Annotated in this window: 19 protein-coding genes and 1 tRNA gene; 9 read left to right on the forward strand and 11 right to left on the reverse strand. The window is 59.6% G+C overall.

Annotated elements, in window-relative coordinates:
- Positions 1–13 precede the first annotated feature (13 nt).
- A complete protein-coding gene (queA, locus tag ACQKEN_RS12490; protein WP_427685813.1) occupies positions 14–1,093 on the reverse strand; it encodes a tRNA preQ1(34) S-adenosylmethionine ribosyltransferase-isomerase QueA in 1,080 nt (359 codons plus the stop codon).
- Positions 1,094–1,201: 108 nt separating this feature from the next.
- Between queA and ACQKEN_RS12495 the strand changes: the two genes are divergently transcribed.
- Positions 1,202–1,286 (forward strand) — tRNA-Leu (locus ACQKEN_RS12495).
- Between the two features lie 400 nt (positions 1,287–1,686).
- Here ACQKEN_RS12495 and ACQKEN_RS12500 read toward each other — a convergent pair.
- The gene (locus ACQKEN_RS12500) at positions 1,687–2,430 is read right to left on the reverse strand and encodes an SDR family oxidoreductase (protein WP_427685815.1); all 744 of its coding nucleotides are present in this window, start codon (positions 2,428–2,430) and stop codon (positions 1,687–1,689) included.
- A 128-nt stretch (positions 2,431–2,558) separates the two neighbouring features.
- Here ACQKEN_RS12500 and ACQKEN_RS12505 point away from each other — a divergent pair, with 128 nt between their 5' ends.
- The 4 genes from ACQKEN_RS12505 to ACQKEN_RS12520 all read left to right on the forward strand — a co-directional run bounded on the left by ACQKEN_RS12505 (position 2,559) and on the right by ACQKEN_RS12520 (position 6,099).
- Positions 2,559–3,452 carry a LysR family transcriptional regulator gene (locus ACQKEN_RS12505; RefSeq protein WP_427685817.1) on the forward strand — a complete coding sequence of 298 codons (894 nt, stop codon included), beginning with the start codon at positions 2,559–2,561 and terminating at the stop codon, positions 3,450–3,452.
- 143 nt (positions 3,453–3,595) lie between these two features.
- Positions 3,596–4,219: a DedA family protein gene (locus ACQKEN_RS12510; protein WP_427685819.1), complete on the forward strand. Its 624-nt coding sequence runs from the start codon at positions 3,596–3,598 to the stop codon at positions 4,217–4,219.
- 67 nt (positions 4,220–4,286) lie between these two features.
- A complete protein-coding gene (locus ACQKEN_RS12515) occupies positions 4,287–5,072 on the forward strand; it encodes a transporter substrate-binding domain-containing protein (protein WP_427685821.1) in 786 nt (261 codons plus the stop codon).
- Between the two features lie 49 nt (positions 5,073–5,121).
- A complete protein-coding gene (locus ACQKEN_RS12520; RefSeq protein WP_427685823.1) occupies positions 5,122–6,099 on the forward strand; it encodes an ATPase in 978 nt (325 codons plus the stop codon).
- Positions 6,100–6,185: 86 nt separating this feature from the next.
- Here the strand turns inward: ACQKEN_RS12520 and cyoE are convergent, their stop codons facing one another.
- The 7 genes from cyoE to hmpA all read right to left on the reverse strand — a co-directional run bounded on the left by cyoE (position 6,186) and on the right by hmpA (position 13,532).
- Positions 6,186–7,076 (reverse strand): heme o synthase, encoded by an 891-nt coding sequence (gene cyoE / locus ACQKEN_RS12525; RefSeq protein ID WP_427685824.1) that lies wholly within the window; start codon positions 7,074–7,076, stop codon positions 6,186–6,188.
- Between the two features lie 10 nt (positions 7,077–7,086).
- Complete coding sequence (cyoD, locus tag ACQKEN_RS12530; RefSeq protein ID WP_427685826.1) at positions 7,087–7,434, reverse strand: cytochrome o ubiquinol oxidase subunit IV; 348 nt, start codon at positions 7,432–7,434, stop codon at positions 7,087–7,089.
- Complete coding sequence (locus ACQKEN_RS12535; protein ID WP_427685828.1) at positions 7,435–8,073, reverse strand: cytochrome o ubiquinol oxidase subunit III; 639 nt, start codon at positions 8,071–8,073, stop codon at positions 7,435–7,437.
- A gap of 3 nt (positions 8,074–8,076) precedes the next feature.
- The gene (cyoB, locus tag ACQKEN_RS12540; RefSeq protein WP_065990059.1) at positions 8,077–10,095 is read right to left on the reverse strand and encodes a cytochrome o ubiquinol oxidase subunit I; all 2,019 of its coding nucleotides are present in this window, start codon (positions 10,093–10,095) and stop codon (positions 8,077–8,079) included.
- A gap of 3 nt (positions 10,096–10,098) precedes the next feature.
- Positions 10,099–11,034, reverse strand: a complete 936-nt coding sequence (gene cyoA / locus ACQKEN_RS12545; protein ID WP_427685831.1) for a ubiquinol oxidase subunit II — start codon at positions 11,032–11,034, stop codon at positions 10,099–10,101.
- A 470-nt stretch (positions 11,035–11,504) separates the two neighbouring features.
- Positions 11,505–12,014 carry a disulfide bond formation protein B gene (locus tag ACQKEN_RS12550; RefSeq protein WP_427685833.1) on the reverse strand — a complete coding sequence of 170 codons (510 nt, stop codon included), beginning with the start codon at positions 12,012–12,014 and terminating at the stop codon, positions 11,505–11,507.
- Between the two features lie 336 nt (positions 12,015–12,350).
- Positions 12,351–13,532: an NO-inducible flavohemoprotein gene (gene hmpA, locus ACQKEN_RS12555; RefSeq protein WP_427685835.1), complete on the reverse strand. Its 1,182-nt coding sequence runs from the start codon at positions 13,530–13,532 to the stop codon at positions 12,351–12,353.
- A gap of 287 nt (positions 13,533–13,819) precedes the next feature.
- Here hmpA and ACQKEN_RS12560 point away from each other — a divergent pair, with 287 nt between their 5' ends.
- From ACQKEN_RS12560 to ACQKEN_RS12575, 4 genes are all read left to right on the forward strand, one after another.
- Complete coding sequence (locus tag ACQKEN_RS12560) at positions 13,820–14,716, forward strand: chemotaxis protein CheV (protein ID WP_265387033.1); 897 nt, start codon at positions 13,820–13,822, stop codon at positions 14,714–14,716.
- A 41-nt stretch (positions 14,717–14,757) separates the two neighbouring features.
- Positions 14,758–15,219 (forward strand): GNAT family N-acetyltransferase, encoded by a 462-nt coding sequence (locus ACQKEN_RS12565; protein WP_427685838.1) that lies wholly within the window; start codon positions 14,758–14,760, stop codon positions 15,217–15,219.
- A gap of 48 nt (positions 15,220–15,267) precedes the next feature.
- The gene (locus ACQKEN_RS12570) at positions 15,268–15,594 is read left to right on the forward strand and encodes a hypothetical protein (RefSeq protein ID WP_427685840.1); all 327 of its coding nucleotides are present in this window, start codon (positions 15,268–15,270) and stop codon (positions 15,592–15,594) included.
- A gap of 106 nt (positions 15,595–15,700) precedes the next feature.
- Complete coding sequence (locus ACQKEN_RS12575; RefSeq protein ID WP_427685842.1) at positions 15,701–16,663, forward strand: GlxA family transcriptional regulator; 963 nt, start codon at positions 15,701–15,703, stop codon at positions 16,661–16,663.
- 49 nt (positions 16,664–16,712) lie between these two features.
- Here the strand turns inward: ACQKEN_RS12575 and ACQKEN_RS12580 are convergent, their stop codons facing one another.
- The gene (locus ACQKEN_RS12580; protein WP_427685844.1) at positions 16,713–16,955 is read right to left on the reverse strand and encodes a hypothetical protein; all 243 of its coding nucleotides are present in this window, start codon (positions 16,953–16,955) and stop codon (positions 16,713–16,715) included.
- A gap of 109 nt (positions 16,956–17,064) precedes the next feature.
- Positions 17,065–18,057, reverse strand: a complete 993-nt coding sequence (locus ACQKEN_RS12585; RefSeq protein ID WP_427685846.1) for a fimbrial protein — start codon at positions 18,055–18,057, stop codon at positions 17,065–17,067.
- Position 18,058 lies beyond the last annotated feature (1 nt).

Genomic DNA, 18,058 nt, shown 5'->3' on the forward strand with positions numbered 1-18,058 from the left:
CGACAGGTGCGACTCATGCGTGATCCTCTGGGGCCGAGTCCGTCGGGGTGGATTCCCCGGGAGCGGTCGGCGCGGGATTGCGGGTGATGAACATGGCATCCCCGTAACTGAAGAAGCGGTAACCGTGCTCCACCGCAGCCGCGTAGGCCGCCATGGTTTCGGGATAACCGGCGAATGCCGAGACCAGCATCAACAGCGTCGATTCCGGCAAATGGAAGTTGGTGACCAGCGCGTCGACCACATGGAAAGGTCGGCCCGGGTAAATAAAGATATCGGTGTCGCCGCTGAAGGGCTTGAGCACGCCATCGCGTGCGGCACTTTCCAGCGAACGCACGCTGGTTGTCCCCACGGCGATCACCCGACCCCCGCGTGCGCGGCAGGCGGCCACGGCGTCGACCACTTCCTGAGTGACTTCAAGCCACTCGTTGTGCATGTGGTGATCTTCAATGCGCTCGACGCGCACCGGCTGGAACGTACCGGCGCCGACGTGCAGCGTCACGAATGCGGTCTCGACGCCCTTCTCGGCAATCGCGGCCATCATGGTCTGATCGAAATGCAGACCTGCCGTCGGTGCTGCTACCGCACCGGCGCGCTGGGCGTACACGGTCTGATAACGCTCGCGATCGGCATCGTCGTCCGGGCGGTCTATATAAGGAGGCAACGGCATGTGCCCGACACGCTCCAGCAGTGGCAGCACCGGCTCCGCGAAGCGCAGTTCGAACAACGCATCATGGCGCGCGACCATCTCGGCCTCGCCACCGCCATCAATGAGAATCGTCGAACCCGGCTTGGGCGACTTGCTGGAGCGTACGTGGGCCAGCACACGGTGCTGATCGAGCACGCGCTCGATCAGGATTTCCAGCTTGCCGCCCGAGGCTTTTTGCCCGAACAGCCGCGCCGGAATCACCCGGGTATTGTTGAAGACCATCAGATCGCCGGGGCGCAAATGCTCCAGCAAATCAGTGAATTGGCGGTGTGCCAGCGCGCCGCTTGGCCCGTCGAGGGTCAGCAAACGGCTGCTGCGTCGCTCCGCCAAAGGATGGCGAGCGATCAATGAATCCGGGAGCTCGAAGGTAAAGTCAGCGACACGCATGATGGGGTTCGTCTAGCAGGGCCGGGAAGTTTAGCCGAATAAGTGAAAATTGACCATGAAACATGATTGACCAACGGTAGGCTCGTCTCTATACTTCGCCGCCATTGAGCCCTGATGGCGGAATTGGTAGACGCGGCGGATTCAAAATCCGTTTTCGAAAGAAGTGGGAGTTCGATTCTCCCTCGGGGCACCAAACAGCAACACCTTCAAGTGGTTACGTGACTTGAAGCACAAAAAAACCGGCCAGATTTGAGCCGGTTTTTTTGTGGGCGGGATTTGGTGGATGCCGCGAGTCGCGGGCCAATGGCCCTGCCTTTCACTCATCACTGGCGCCACAGAGAGCGGTATATGTCCGCTGCAAATCTCATGGAGCTCAAACCGACCCTTCCCGGCTGAAGCCGGTCCCACTGAGACAATGCGTGCACTTTAAAGGGACTGGCTTTAGCCGGGAACGCGTCGGGTGGCGCGCCGCAGAATTGAGGGCGTTCACAATGGCCCCTTCCCGGCTAAAGCCGGTCCTACTATGCGTGCACTCAGTCGGACTGGCTTTAGCCGGGAATGCGCCGGGGGTCACGCCGCAATGCCCGCCTCCATTAAAAGTCCTGCGAAGTCGGCCGCAGCACAATCTCGTTGATGTCCACATCACTCGGCTGTTCGATCGCGTAGGCAATGGCGCGGGCGACGGACTCTGCCGGGATCGCTTGTTTGTAGAACTCTTTGACCACATCCGCGCTCGGCTGATGGCCGCTGCCCAGTTTCAACTCGGAATCCACGGCACCGGGTTCGATGGTGGTGGTGCGGATCTTGCCGCCGACTTCGTGGCGCAGGCCGTCGGAGATCGCGCGTACGGCATACTTGGTGCCGCTGTAAACGGAGCCTCCCGGACTGAAGACTTTGATGCCGGCCACCGACGAGATGTTGATGAAGTGGCCGGAGCCTTGGGCTTCGAACTTCGGCAGTGCGGCGGCGATGCCGTAGAGGACGCCTTTGATGTTGATGTCGATCATGCGGTCCCATTCGTCGACCCGCAGTTCGGAGATCGGCGCGATGGCCATGAGCCCGGCGTTGTTGATCATGACGTCGATACGGCCGAAGTCGCGAATAGCGTTTTCGACGAGTGCCAACAGGTCGTCTCGGCGCGTGACGTCAACGGTGTAGGCCGATGCCTCGCCGCCGGTAGCCTTGATGTCGCGGACTATGACGTCCATGCGCTCCTGGCGGCGTGCGCCGAGTACGACCTTGGCGCCCCGTTTTGCCAGGTGCCGGGCGGTGGCTTCGCCGAGTCCGCTGCTTGCGCCGGTGATGACGACGACTTTGCCTTGGATGCCATTGCTCATTGCAGTTTTCCTGAAGTGTGGGGAGTTAATGGGACCAGTCTGCGATGGATATTCCTGTCAGAAAATGGAAGAGTTAGGCTTTGAGAATTCCACTTTCTGGAACGCGGGCGCCTCACATGCTTAACCGAATGGAAATGCTGCGTATCTTTTTGGTAGCCGTGGACGCGCCCACGTTTCGGGAAGCCGCAACGCGCCTCGGCACCTCGCCACAAAAGGTCACGCGTGCAGTCAAGGAACTCGAGCGAACCTTCGCCGAGCCGTTGTTTCATCGCAGCACGCGACAGGCCCAAGTCACGGCGTACGGCGCCGAAGTAGCGCGACAGGCACGCGAAACCCTGGATCAGTTCGATCGGCTGTTCGCCGCCCACACGAAAAATTCGGCGGCGGATGTGGTAGGCCGCGTGGGCGTTACGGCGCCGCACTCGATCGGCAACCTGTATCTGGCCCGGTTCCTCCAGCCATTAATGCAGCAACATCCCGGCCTGCGGATCGAGTTGAGCCTAGACGACCAACTTACCGATGCCGTCGCGTCTAGGATCGATATCGGCATTCGTATCGGCACGGTTCGGGACAGGCGCTACATCGCCCGGCCAGTCGCGCATGTGCCGTTGAAGATCGTCGCCTCGCCGGCATTGATAGCAGCAGTTGGCATGCCGGCCACCCTCGACGAACTTAAACAGCTGCCGCTGTCGACGCTCATCGATCGCAACAACGGACGACCCTGGCCGTGGTTTCTGTCGGAAGGCCAGAGCTATTTGCCGCCCTCCCCCGCCTTCAGTTGTGATGACCCGGAGACTGAGCTGGAGTTTGTGCTGGCGGGCATCACATTCGCGCAGATGCCGCATTACCTGGCCGAGGCGCACCTGCGCGACGGGCGTCTGATTGAGGTGTTGCCTAATGCCGCGCCGCCGCCAATGGATCTTTCCGTGTACCGGACGCAGTCAGGACCGGTGCCGAGCAGGGTACGACTTGTCTACGATCATCTGGTCCACTGCCTAAGTGATCCACAGACCTTTCCCTGATGTCACAGCGCCGGGAGATTGACTCAAACCGACCGAACCGATGACGACCCACTTCGGTCGAACGCCGTGCGATAGGCCCCTGAGGCGCGCACGCTGCTGGATACTTCAGCAGGCACCCATTCACCGAAAACCACCGGCACTCCATGTTCGAACACATCGACTTCAACTATCTGCTTGCAAACTACGGGTACTGGGCCGTATTCATCGGCTGTCTGCTGGAAGGGGAAACCATCCTGATCCTCGGCGGGCTGGCGGCGCACCAGCACGTCCTGCAATGGCAGCAAGTGCTCATCTACGCCACGTTGGGCGGGATGCTCGGCGATCAGATTCTGTTCTGGACCGGGCGCTACTTCGGGCCACGCCTGCTGCCACGCTTGCACCGTCAGCAGGCAACCATCGATCGCGTGTCAGACCTGATCAAGCGCTACCCCACGGCGTCCATTTTCTCTGTGCGTTTTCTCTATGGCATGCGCCTGATCGGGCCTCTGGTCATCGGCGCGAGTCGCTTGTCGCCTATCCGTTTCGCCGTCATCAACCTGATTGGCGCGGCAGTCTGGGCGAGTCTGTTTCTGGCTGCGGGTTACTGGGCGGGCGGTTTCCTGGAGAACATGCTCGGCAACCTGAAGCCTTATAAAATGCCGATCTTCCTCGGCGTGGTCGTGCTTGGCGCGGCCGTCGCACTGTATCGGCACCGTCGTGCGAAAACCCGGCCTGCCCGGCAAGCAGCCAAGCGGGCCAAAGACGTCCCACCCTCCTCCGCGGGATAACGCTTCCCATCTACGGCGACCGCCTCTATAACGGCAGACAGGCATTTGACGCAGAGGGATCGACTTGATGAAGACACGTATCACCGCCGGTTTGCTGTTGAGCATGCTCAGCATCATCCAGGCTCAGGCCTCTGAGACCCCGTCGCACCTGGACACCGTCATGCAGAAGGGCCAGCTGGCCGTTTGCACGACCGGCGATTACAAGCCGTATACGTTCCTCAAGCCCGACGGCCAGTACGAAGGCATCGACATCGAACTGGCCCAGTCGCTGGCGCAGAGCCTGGGCGTGAAGATCGAGTGGGTCCCGACCACCTGGAAAACCCTCATGCCCGATTTCACGGCCGGCAAATGCGACATCGCCGTCGGCGGCATTTCGGTCACCCTTGAGCGCCAGAAGAAGGCGGCGTTCAGCAGCACGCTGGACATCGACGGCAAGGTCCCGCTGGTGCGCTGCGAAGACGAGTCGAAGTACCAGACCCTTGAGCAGATCAATCAGCCCGGCGTTCGCTTGATCGAACCTCAGGGCGGCACCAACGAAGCGTTTGCTCACGCCTATCTGCCCAACGCCAGTCTGGCGTTCCACGACAACAAAACCATTTTCCAGCAGTTGCTCGACAAGCAAGCCGACGTGATGATCACCGACGCGTCCGAAGCGCTGTACCAGCAGAAACGCATACCCGGCCTGTGTACGGTCAATCCGTCGAATTACATGCAGTACGGCGAAAAGGCTTATCTGCTGCCGCGGGATGACGTGGCCTGGAAGGCCTATGTCGATCAATGGCTGCATCTCTCCAAAGCCACCGGCGCTTACAAGAAAGTGGTCGGCGAATGGCTGGCGATGCCTACAGAGTGACAGTGCGCAGAACGCCCGGAAGACCTCTGCACAGGACCCCGCTGTATCCATGAAAACCAACAGAACCATTACTCGCGCATTTTGCGTCGAGCTGCAGGAAGAGCTTTCCATCGTGGCGGCGCGGCGGGAGTACTTTTCTCAAGAGCCCCCTCGGGCGCGTTTCAGTTTTCTGTGCTCTTCCGAGCCGTGCCGCGCCCTGGGTGTCAAAATCACCGGGGTGCGCTACGACGTGAAGCCTCAGGAGCATCCGACCTTCGTAGCGGCCCATTACCGGGCCAACCCGAACTACGAACATCACGCCGATTGCGAATGGGTGGATGATGCCGTCGAAACGGCGGCTGGGCAGGAAGCCGAAAGCGAGGCAGAAAGCGAGCTGCGCAAGGTCAAGCGCAAGCTGGATGATTACATTGACGTCTTTGATCCCACCCCAAAGAAGCGCGCAGAGCGCACATCGCCAACAGACAAGCCTGACGCCGAGCTGCCTGAGAAGCCCGAAGACGTCACGGCTCCCGCAGACGCGCTCAAAGCCAGGCAGGACAAGCAGAACCGCACCGGCAATCTGGAGCGGCTGGTCGACAGCTTTCGTCAGGCCCAAGCCTCATTGACCAAGGAAGAGCTTGCGCTGCTGACCCTGCGTATTCCGGGTCAGGGCGAGGTGTCGTTGCGCGCCTATTTCCGCCACATCAAGTTCGCGCAGCTCAATGACGAGCGTCGCGTGCTCTATGGCGGCGGACTGGTCGAGCGCTACGGGACAGGCTTCAAATTCAAGTTCTTCGATCGGCTGCAAGGCAAGCTCGTGACCCTGTACGTGTCACCTGCCCAGATGCAGGCTTACCGCTCCAGCCGCTACCTCAGCGAGCTGCTGAGTCACGCTGACGAGGTGCGCTTCTTCACGGCCTTTGCCCTGGGCAAACTGGTCGCCAGCCCTTCCGGAAAAAGCGTCAGCGTAGAGATCGAAGACTTGCGTCATCTGGCCATCGTGCTCGGACCGGCAAAAGACCCCGAGGAGCCCCTGCAAAAGGGCTGACCATCTGAGCCGGCAGACTTTATTCAGCCCGAAAAAAACCCGGTTCCTCTCGCGAGCAACCGGGTTTTTTCGTTTCATTCAAGCCACTAAGGCGCTGCGTATGTGACCAACAGTTCCTTAGTTACCTGAAAATCCAGCGACATGGCCACGCTCAAGGCAGTGATCGTGAAGATGGAGAACACGAACAGCTTGCGTGCCCAAACAGTGTCGTCTTTGGCTTTGTAGCCGGTCCAGGCCATGTACAACCAGTACATGCCCATCGCCGCCGCAACGGCCAGATAATTGAGCCCGGCGTAGCCGCCGAAGGTCAGCATCAAGGTCGCCAGCAGGAAAGCCAGGATGTAGATCAGGATGTGCCGCTTGGCGACCCGGATACCACGCTTGACCGGCAGCACCGGAATCGAGGCAGCCCGATAGTCGTTGAAGCGGAAAATCGCGATGGCGTACGAGTGAGGCATCTGCCACAGGCTGAACATCACCAGCAAGGTCAACGCCGCAAGGTCGAACGTGTTGCTGACTGCGACGTAACCAATCACCGGCGGCATCGCGCCCGACAAGCTTCCAACCAACGTGCCATGAACCGACCGGCGCTTCAGGTACAGGCTGTAGAAGCCGACGTAGATCACGAACCCGATCACGGCAAATAGCGCCGCCAGTGGGTTGGCCTTGGTGTACAGCAGGCCGACGCCGACAACGCCAAGCACGGTGGCGTAGATCAGTGCCAGTTTCACCGACACCAATCCTTGCACCAGCACCCGATTCTTGGTGCGCTCCATCTTCACATCGATATCGCGATCGATGCAGTTGTTGAACACGCAGCCAGAAGCCACCACCAGTGAAGTCCCGATCACGGCTGCCAGGAACAGGCCGATGTCGACATGTCCCTTGGAAGCCAGAAAAAAGCCACCTGCCACCGAAAGCACGTTACCGAAAATGATCCCCGGTTTGGTGATTTGGATAAAGTGCTTCAGTGACATCAGGTTTTCCTCACTTCGCCATCATGGCGGTGTGGATGCTGAACATGATCCAGGTGCTCAAGCCCACCAGCAGCACGATCACAAGGCCCGCGAAGGCAAACGCGATGACGTTGTTGCGCTGCGCTGCCGAGCGGTCAAGGTGCAGGAAATACACCAGGTGAACCAGAACCTGCACGACTGCGAAGATCAGGACAACCCAAAGGGTGGCCACTTTCGAAATCGTCGGGAACATCACCAGGCCGAACGGGATTGCGGTCAGGATGATCGACAGTACGAAACCGACCATGTACGACTTGAAGCTACCGTGGCTGGCAGGTTCGTGGCTGGCAGCGTCATGGGAGTGATGTGAATTCGCCATTTAAATGGTCCCCATCAGATAGACAACGGTGAACACGCAGATCCAGACAACGTCCAGGAAGTGCCAGAACAGGCTGAGCATGCTCAGGCGAGTCTGGTTGGTTCCTGTCAGACCGTGCTTGGAGACCTGGTACATCATGATCGCCATCCAGATCAGGCCGCTGGTCACGTGCAGACCGTGGGTGCCGACCAGCGTGAAGAACGCCGAGAGGAAACCGCTGCGGTTAGGACCGTAGCCTTCGGAGATCAGCAGGTGGAACTCGTTGATCTCCATGCCGATGAAGCCCAGGCCGAACAGGAAGGTCACAAACAACCAGCCCAGAACGCCCGACTTGTTGCCCTTGTGCATCGCCAGCATGGCGAAACCGTAGGTAATCGAGCTGAGCAACAGGCAGGCGGTTTCGCCGAGCACGTAAGGCAGTTCGAAGATGTCGTGGCCCGCAGGACCACCCGCTACGTTGTTAACCAATACCGCGTAAATGGCGAAGATCGACGCAAACAGAATGCAGTCGGTCATCAGGTAGATCCAGAAACCGTAGATCTTCATCTCGCCGGCGTCATGGTGACCATGGTCGTGCTCGTGGTCGTGGTCATGACCGTGGTCGTGACCCTTCGCACCATCAAATACTAAGTTCGACATTGTTTATGCCTGCTCCAGCTTGTTGACAGGAGTGTTTGTCTGACCGTTGCGGACCCGCGCCAGGATCGCGTGCTGTTCGCCTTCGATGCGGGCCACTTCGGATGCAGGAACCATGTAGCCCTGATCGTCACGTGCAGCGTGAATCACGAAGTACACGATGGTACCGATCAAGCTGACGGCAGCCAGCCAGAAGATGTGCCAGATCATCGCGAAACCGAAGACGGTCAGCAGCAGACCCATCACCATGCCCGTCGCCGTGTTGTTCGGCATGTGGATGTCGGAGTACTTGGCCGGAACCTTGTACGCCTCGCCATCACGCTTGGCGGCATAGAACGGATCGATCTCGTTGGCTTTCGGCATTTCTGCAAAGTTGTAGAACGGAGGTGGCGACGAAGTCGACCATTCCAGGGTGTGGCCATTCCACGGGTCACCGGTCAGGTCGCGGTTCTGCTCGCGATCACGGATAGACACGTAGATCTGGATCAACTGGCAGGCAATACCGACAGCGATCAGTGCAGCGCCCACGAACGCGACGTGCAGGTACGGCGTCCAGTCCGGATTGTCTGTGGTGTTCAGACGACGGGTCATGCCCATAAAGCCCAGTGCGTAAAGCGGCATGAACGCGACGTAGAAGCCCGAGATCCAGAACCAGAACGCTGCCTTGCCCCACTTCTCGTTCAGCTTGAAGCCGAACGCTTTAGGGAACCAGAACGCGAAGCCGGCGATGTAACCGAACACAGCGCCACCGATGATCACGTTATGGAAGTGCGCGATCACGAACAGACTGTTGTGCAGAACGAAGTCAGCACCCGGGATAGCCAGCAGTACGCCGGTCATACCACCGATGGAGAAGGTCACCATGAAGCCCAGGGTCCACATGACTGGCGCGGTGAAGCGCAGACGGCCCTGGTAAATCGTGAACAGCCAGTTGAATAGCTTCACACCCGTGGGGATGGAGATCAGCATCGTCGCCAGACCGAAGAAGGCGTTGACGCTTGCACCCGAACCCATCGTGAAGAAGTGGTGCAGCCAGACCATGAAGCCCAGGATCGAGATCGCGCCGGAGGCGTAGATCATCGAGTGGTGGCCGAACAGGCGCTTGCCGGTGAACGTCGAGATGACTTCGGAGAAAACCCCGAACGCCGGCAGAATCAGGATGTAAACCTCAGGGTGACCCCATGCCCAGAACAGGTTCACGTACATCATCGGGTTACCACCCAACTCGTTCGTGAAGATGTGGAAGTCTAGGTAACGGTCGAGGGTCAGAAATGCCAGGGTGCCGGTCAGAATCGGGAACGAAGCCACGATCAGGACGTTGGCCCAGGTGCAGGTCCAGGTGAAGATCGGCATGTCCATCAGTTTCATGCCAGGCGTACGCATCTTCAGCACGGTGACCAGGAAGTTGACCCCGGTTAACGTTGTCCCGAGTCCTGACAGCTGCAGTGCCCAGATGTAGTAATCCACACCCACGCCCGGGCTATAGCCAAGTTCCGACAGCGGCGGATAGGCAACCCAGCCAGTACGTGCGAACTCACCGACGCCCAGAGACACGTTGACCAGGATCACGCCGGAAATCAGCAGATACAGGCTCAAGGAGTTCAGGAACGGGAAGGCAACGTCGCGAGCACCGATCTGCAGAGGCACGACGATGTTCATCAGGCCGGTGAAGAACGGCATCGCCATGAAGATGATCATGATCACACCGTGAGCGGTGAAGATCTGGTCATAGTGTTCAGGCGGCAGGTAGCCAGGAGAGCCTTCAGTGGCCATGGCCAACTGCGAGCGCATCAGCACGGCATCGGCAAAGCCACGCAGCAGCATGACCATTGCAATGATGATGTACATGACACCGATTTTCTTGTGGTCGACGGACGTCAGCCACTCGGTGTAGAGGTAAGTCCACTTCTTGAAGTACGTGATCAGGCCCAACAACGCCGCACCACCGATCGCGATCATGGCGACCGTGATCATGACTATCGGCTCGTGGAACGGAATCGCGTCCAGACTTAATTTACCAAACATTGTTTACTCCTCTGCCTGAGCAGCTGAATTCTTACCCATGTCCATCCCTTCCGTACCTGCTACTTCTTTCTTCTCATGGACAATCTTGCCCGGCTTCATACCTTCATACTTGTCGATGATGATCTGGAACAGGTTCGGAGTGACCGAGGAGTAGAGTTCAACGGGGTTACGTTCGCTAGGCTTGGCCAGCGCGGCGTATTCGGCCGTTGCCAGTTGTTTTGGTGAATTCTTGACGTCGGCAACCCAGGCGTCGAAATCAGCCTGTGAGGTGGCTGTCGCCTTGAATTTCATGCCGGTGAAACCTGCGCCGCTGTAGTTGGCGGAGATACCATCGAACTCGCCGTTTTCATTGGCGATCAGGTGCAGCTTGGTTTGCATGCCGGCCATCGCGTAGATCTGGCCGCCGAGTGCAGGGATGAAGAACGAGTTCATGACCGAATCGGAAGTGATGCGGAAATTGATCGGCGTGTTGGCGGGGAACACGATCTTGTTGACGGTGGCGATGCCCTGTTCCGGATAGATGAACAGCCATTTCCAGTCCAGCGCGACCACTTCAATGGTCACTGGCTTGACGTCCGACTCGAGCGGGCGGTAAGGGTCCAGCGCGTGGGTCGACTTGTAGGTCACATAGCCGAGCACGATGATGATGGCCAATGGAACCAGCCAGACCACCAGTTCAATCCGGGTCGAATGCGCCCAGTCAGGCGTGTACGTCGCGCTCTTGTTCGTAGCGCGATACTTCCAGGCGAAGATGATGGTCATGAAAATGACCGGCACCACCACCAGCAGCATCAGCAAGGTAGCAGTGATGATCAGGTCACGCTCTTGAACGCCGACATGGCCTTTTGGATCCAGCAGGGTGTAATCGCACCCGCTGAGCAGGAGCATGCTGAAAAGGGCCAAGAAGCCAAAAAACCTGGGGTACCTTTTTTTACTCATCTCACGACCTCTAAAAGCAGCTTTCGCATCGCAGTTGGGTTTCGACCGCCAACACTTCACCCTGCCAGGTGCTGGCAAATGCTTGGATTGAAAAGGGGCCTGTCAGGAAGCATGTGGGCCTCACAACAAATCCGGGTTGAGCTTCGGTTTCTTATTCGAATGGTGGCACCCGCTAATGCGGACCCTATCCCTTGGCGCAGACATTCAGAACGTGACTCAGGAGGCCATTCGAACCGCGTCTACTAGAGCGAAAAAACGCTCAATAACCTCGATTTACACCGTCCCGCAAATGAGGGGGGGCGTGAATTGGGGGCGATTGTAGATACGTAAAGTTTTATTGACTATAAGTTTCTGCGCAACAGTTAATTTCGTAATCGGTAAAAATGCGGTGTTATGTCGCACCTTGAAACGGCGCAAAGCCCCGGTTCCCTTGAAGCATCACAGGGGCTTTGTTACGCAACACTTTGTAATCAGCGTGCTTTCATCCGGTTACGAATAATGCCCACCGGAACCAGCACCGCAGTCAGCACGAACGCTACCAATGCCCACTGCGCCAGAGACAAACCGAGAACTGGCGGATATGGCGTCTCGCAGAAACCACCTACCTGAAAGCCTAGCGGAAATAGCGACGCCAGGGGCAGACCGTCGACAATCGGCTGGAGCACGTCGATGCCGCAACTCTCGGTCGGATGGGTCTGGATATACACATGACGTCCCGCGGCAACGAGCCCGCCCACTGCGCTCAACATCACCAGCCCCTCGCAGATAGTCAGGCTCAAGCGGCCGGGCATTGCTGCGCCAACGAACGCAAACACCGCGATGAACAACAGCGCATACCGCTGCAGAATGCACAGCGGGCAAGGCGCTTCGCCCAGCACCACCTGCATGTACAAGGCACCGCCGATCAACGCCAGGCAGATAATTCCCAGCACTACCAGAAACTGCTTCTCACGCCGCAAGTACAACATCTCTTCAGTCATTCACATGCCCTTTGAATTGGAGTCATCCGGATCGACGGATGTGGAGTGTTGCGGCCCGGACGCCCCGCAAAGGCGGCGATTCTATCACCCTCGTGACACCCCGTTCATGCAGTGCGATTCGGGACAGAACGCCAACGCCTCTCAGTCCACCGCCACAACCGGCGCAATGGTGAACAGACCCGCATTAGCCGAGCGTTAACATTCCAATTCAAAGGCTATCGTGACCCCTTCTGTTTCCTGCTTATATATAGAAGCGTGCGGCTTTTTGTCGCAGGGCCGGATCGCCGCATAGATCCTTTCTATATATATGTAGGATGCGTCTAATTGTCGCAGCGATTATTCCAGTGCTGAGGCAGGACCGAAGAACTCGTAGCGCGCCTGCGCATCGGGCACACCGGCCGCCTTCAATTGACGCTTGATCGCCGCCATAAAGCCTTTTGGACCCAGGAAGTAGGCATCGACATCGCGATTCTCAGGCAACCACTCCTCCAACCGCGTCTGATCCAGCAGGCCGATCGCATGGGCCGACGGGCTGACGCCGTCATCTTCCGAGTAGCAATAGAAACGTTTGAGCTGCGGATGCGTGCTGGCCAGGTCTTCGATCCAGTCGCGGAAGGCATGAACCGAGCCGTTGCGCGCACAGTGGATGAAGTAGATCGGCCGCTGGGTCGGCAACGCCGCTTCAAGCATGGTCAGGGTGGGCGTGATGCCGACGCCCCCGCTGATGAGCACCAGCGGTTTGTCGCTCTCGGTCAGGATGAACTCTCCAGCCGGCGGGTACAGATTGATGCTGTCGCCGACCTGCAGTTGATCGTGCAGATAGTTGGAGGCGACTCCGTCAGGCTCGCGCTTGACGCTGATGCGGTACTGATTGTTGCCGGCAAGCGCCGATAACGAGTAATTGCGGCGGATCTCTTCGCCGTTCACGTGCAGCTGCATGCCGATGTACTGGCCGGCGGTGAATTGCAGGATCGGCTGGCCATCTGCCGGCGCAAAGTAGAACGAGGTGATTTCCGCGCTCTCCGGCGTCTTGGCGACCACCTTGAATTCACGCTCTCCACGCCAGCCGCCCACCGCCTGGGCTTTCTCTTCGTAGATGGCTTCTTCAGCGCCCATCAGAATGTTCGCCAGTTGCCCGTAGGCGTTACCCCACGCGGTGATCACTTCTGGCGTCGCTATCTCGCGGCCAAGCACATTGCTGATGGACTCCAGCAGGCACTCGCCGACGAGCGGATAGTGCTCGGGAAGGATCTGCAGCGCCACGTGCTTGTTGATGATCTTGGCGACCAGATCGCCCAGTTGGTCCAGCTGATCGATGTGCCGCGCGTACATCAACACCCCGTTCGCCAGTGCGCGGGGCTGATCACCACTGGCTTGGTGAGCCTTGTTGAAGAGGGGTTGCACCTGCGGGTATCGGTCGAGCAGCAGTTTGTAGAAATAGGTGATCAGCGCCTCCCCGCCGCTTTCCAGCAGTGGCACTGTCGATTTAACGATGGCACGATCCGATGCAGACAACATAGAGAACTCCTGAGAAGTGATGAGCAAGCGTCACCTCGGTAGTTCAGGAATCGTGCCAGCCGTTCGAAGGCCTGAAATCAAGGGCTGACCGACGCAGAGTCAATATGACCCCGTCAAATCGCAAGTCAAAATGACCGTCGCGCAGTCAATTTGACTGCAATGCTGACAGGCCCGCCGGCCGGGGAAAATCGAAAGGGCTAAAGCCTGACTTCGTCAGGTCGATAAACCGTCATCGAAAGCTGTTGGCCGAACCCACGCGGCCAGGCAACGCATCACAGAAGGTTTATATGTCCAAGAACGTCCGCGCAGATTCACTCTCGCTTCTGCTGTTCACGTTACGCAGCGGAAAGCTGATGGCGATCAACCTGCTCAAGGTCAGTGAGATCATCCCCTGCCCTCCCCTCACGCGTTTGCCGGAATCCCACCCACACGTGAAGGGCGTCGCCACGTTGCGAGGCAACCCGCTGTCGGTCATTGACCTGAGTCGTGCCATTGGCGAGCGTCCGTTGGTGGACCCGGATGGCGGCTGCCTGATCGTCACCGATGTCAGCCGCTCCAAGCAGGGGCTGCATGTACAGGCCGTCAGCAAGATCGTTCACTGCCTGACCACCGATATTCGTCCGCCGCCCTTCGGCTCCGGCAACAAGTCGTTCATCACCGGCGTGACGCAGGTGGACGGGACGCTGGTTCAGGTGCTGGACATCGAGAAGGTCATCCACGGCATCGCCCCGCCGCGGATCGTCGCCGAACGCGCCGAGCTGAGTGCCGAAGACGCCGCAGTGCTGGCCAAGGCGCGCATTCTGGTGGTCGATGACAGCCAGGTGGCGCTGCAGCAATCGGTGATCACTTTGCGCAATCTGGGCATCGAATGCCACACCGCCCGCAGTGCGCGGGAAGCCATCGATCAGTTGCTTGACCTGCAAGGCACCGCACAGCAGATCAATGTGGTGGTGTCCGACATCGAGATGTCGGAGATGGACGGCTACGCGCTCACCCGCACGCTTCGGGAAACACCGGATTTCCAGGAGCTGTACGTGCTGCTGCACACTTCACTGGACAGTGCGATGAATGCCGAGAAAGCCAATGCTGCCGGCGCCAACGCTGTTCTGACCAAGTTCTCCTCGCCCGAGCTGACACGATGTTTGATCGAAGCCGCCCGCACTGTAGAAGCTCAGGGAATCTGAGACCCGCCGCAAGCGATGCCTCTACAACGCATTACTGGCTGATGCGCCGCGACCTCGGCCTGGCTTTTGAGGATTCGGGCTGGCCCGCCGCCGTGCGCTCCGTTGGACTGACCGTTCAGAACGCCTCGGCGGTTCATCAGTTACTGATGCTGGGACGCGAGTACGGCGGCGGCCGGGTGGCCGACTATGCCAGCTGGCTGAGCGCCTTCGAGACCGATCCCGAGTGTGATCAGGCGCTGTGTTTCGTTCTGGAAGATGCTCAGGGTGTGGTGGGTGTTGCGCAATGCTGGACCAGCGCGTTCATTCGCAATCTGGTGGTCCATCCTCGCGCGCACCGTCAAGGCGTGGGTCTGGCGTTGCTGAATCAGGCATTCGCGGCCTTCCGTCAGCGAGGCGAAGGCCACGTCGATCTCAAGGTGATGGAAAGCAATCTGGGCGCACGCCGGCTGTATGAGCGCGCCGGTATGCAATATATTCAGCGCCACGAACTCGAACCGCGCTGAATCTGCGCCGAGACGCGTTCCTCCCTCACGCCATGGAGAGCCTTACCCATGAAGATGCACACCGCACTGTTACTCATTCTGACCGCCTGCGCAGCTGGCCAGGCCAACGCCTCCAGCCCTGATGCCTGGGCCGCCTTCAACAAAACCCTGGTCGACAGCTGTGTCAGCGCCAGCTCCCTGAAAAACGCCAAACCTGCCGGCGCCGATGCGGCCTTCGATGACAGCGTCGGCTTCAACGCGCTGTTGATCAAAGGCCAGTACAAACAAGCGTTCATGAAAAACAAGACCGGCACCGAGCTGTGCCTCTACGACCGCAAGAACAAGAAAGCGCTGATTACCGAGTGGGACAACGTCACCACGTTGCCGAAGAAGTAAGGCGGCTTGCGCTCGGACCGTTTGCGACTTGAGCCGGTTTGACGGGATAAATCCCACAGCAACGGTCGCCTCAGCCCCCCCCTCTTTCCGTCTGGAGCAAGACTGCATGAAGCGCGTTGCGATCGTGCTGTTTCCCAACGTGCAGTCCCTGGACGTCGCCGGCCCGCTCGACGTTTTCGCCGAAGCCAATCGTTTCCTGCCCGAGGGTGATGGCTACGACATCATTACCCTCGGCGCGGCGCCCTACCCGATCATCGCGTCCAACGGCATGCCACTGGGTGCGCAGTATTTGCTGGCGGATGCGCCGAAGACGTTCGACATCCTGTTGATTCCGGGCGGCCCTGCGCTGCCGGACGGTGCGCAAATGCCCGCCATCACCCACTGGCTGCGGGAAGCCGTGCCCCACGCGCAACGCTACGGCTCGATCTGCACCGGTGCGTTCATCCTCGGGCACGCCGGGTTGCTGGATGGCAAGCGGGCCGCTACCCACTGGAGCCACGCTCAGGAACTCGCCGATCAGTTCCCACACGCCAGGGTCGAGCTCGACCGCATCTATGTTCGCGACGGTGCGCTGATGACATCGGCCGGGGTCACGGCGGGCATCGACATGGCGCTGGCGTTGGTGGCGGAGGATCACGGCCCGGCGATTTCCCTGGCGGTGGCCAAGCGTCTGCTGGTATTGGCCCAGCGTCAGGGCGGGCAGTCGCAATTCAGCCCGTACCTTGCGGCGTCGGCCGATGACGATTCGCCCGTGGCCAAAGTGCAGCGCTACGTGATGGAACACATCGGCGAGCCGTTTTCAGTGGAGCGACTGGCCGATGTGGTGGCGATGAGTCCGCGCACGTTCGCCCGGGTGTTTGCCCGCGACGCCAAGGTCACGCCTGCGGAGTTCGTGCAGCGCGCGCGCATCGACGCCGCCCGCCACTTGCTGGAAGGCAGCGAAATGGTGATCAAGGCTGTGGCGTATCACTGCGGATTTGGCAGCGCTGCGCGGATGCGGCTGATCTTCAGTCAGCGTCTGGGGGTGACGCCGACTCAGTACCGGGACAGTTTTCGCAAAGAGGCATGAGCACGGCGGGGGTCGGATGCCCCTGCAGTGCGCGCCAGCGAAGGTGTGATCAGCGCTTGCCCATCGACCGACGCGTGCCTGATGGCGCAACGCCCGGACGCTTGTCATGGTTCGATTTGCCGGAGCCTTTGTAGTGCTGCTGATCCTTCTTGGCCTGCAACAGCTCGCCCGGTTTGAACGGGAAGCTGAACGCCGGAATCGCAGGCTTTGTGTCCGCCGCCGCAGCATTGGCGTCGACCGAAGCGTGCGATTCACGGGCATCAGGAGCGGGCGTGTGTTCGGGGGTGGTCATGAAAGCTCCGGAATGGCAGACGGTCGAGAATACGGGCGGCGCCCGAGGGCCGCGCAGCATACCTGAATCGCCGGCGGATCGCTGCTGCCAACAGACCGGTTGCGCGTACCTATTTGTAGAACAGATCCACCATGACTTCCGCCGAAAACGGGCCGGCGGTCGGCGTGCTGGTTTGCCACAGCAATTCGGCGTTGAAGTCCGCCGTCTCGGAGTAATTGCCCTCCAGCAGATCGGTCAGGTGGAAGGGTTCTTGGAACGGCACGGGCGAACCGTCGCGTGCCTGGGTGATGCGTACGCCGATGCTGCCATTGTCGATCGGCACCAGTACGTCGCCCTTGAGTATCCCGGACACCGGCGTGATGCGTGCATTGAGGCTGAACGGCGATTCGCAGGTGCGGCTGGTCGCCAGGGCAAAGCGCTGAAAGGTAGCGACCTCTCCCACCCGCACGTTGCGGATGGCCACGTCGCCGAAATCCACGGTTTCGGGCATGACCCGCAATTCAGCGTCGCAGGCCACAAATCGCAGTCCCTCAAGGTTGTTGATGACATAACTGAGTGTGCGGTCAGGCGCCGAGCCCTGCCCGCTGCTGCCGTCGAGCTGGAACATCCGATAGTCGTGCAGACCGCTCGCGACGCCGGAGGGCGGGGTCGGCCCGTACTTCTGGATGAACACTGAAAACGGGAGGTTGAACGTGACGCTCGGACACGTCGAGCTTGCGTCGATGCAGGCCGGCGCTTGTTGCTGCGTGGGAATACGCCCGCTGGTTTGCACGAAATCAATGCCACCCAACGTGAGTCCGGCGCGAATCCCCTGTCCGATCTGCAGGTTGTCAGGGTTCAGACCAATGAATACATCCTCGGGGCCGCCCGGTTCGTCCCTCGCACATTCGACGGCAAGGTTCAGTCGCTCCGAGCGCCAGACCGCGCTGCCATCGGGCAGATTCGCCGGGATGGCGACGGTGCTGCTGAGGTCCCCGCGGACCACCGAGTCGCCGGCGCCCTGGGTCTTGCAGGTCAGCGCCAGCGCGAGGCCAGGCATCAACAGCATCAACAGCGGCGTCGCCAGCAACGTCAGCCACCCTCGGATGATGGGTCTTTTCATG

The sequence above is a fragment of the Pseudomonas sp. NPDC078416 genome (genome assembly GCF_050268485.1).
Taxonomy (GTDB): domain Bacteria; phylum Pseudomonadota; class Gammaproteobacteria; order Pseudomonadales; family Pseudomonadaceae; genus Aquipseudomonas.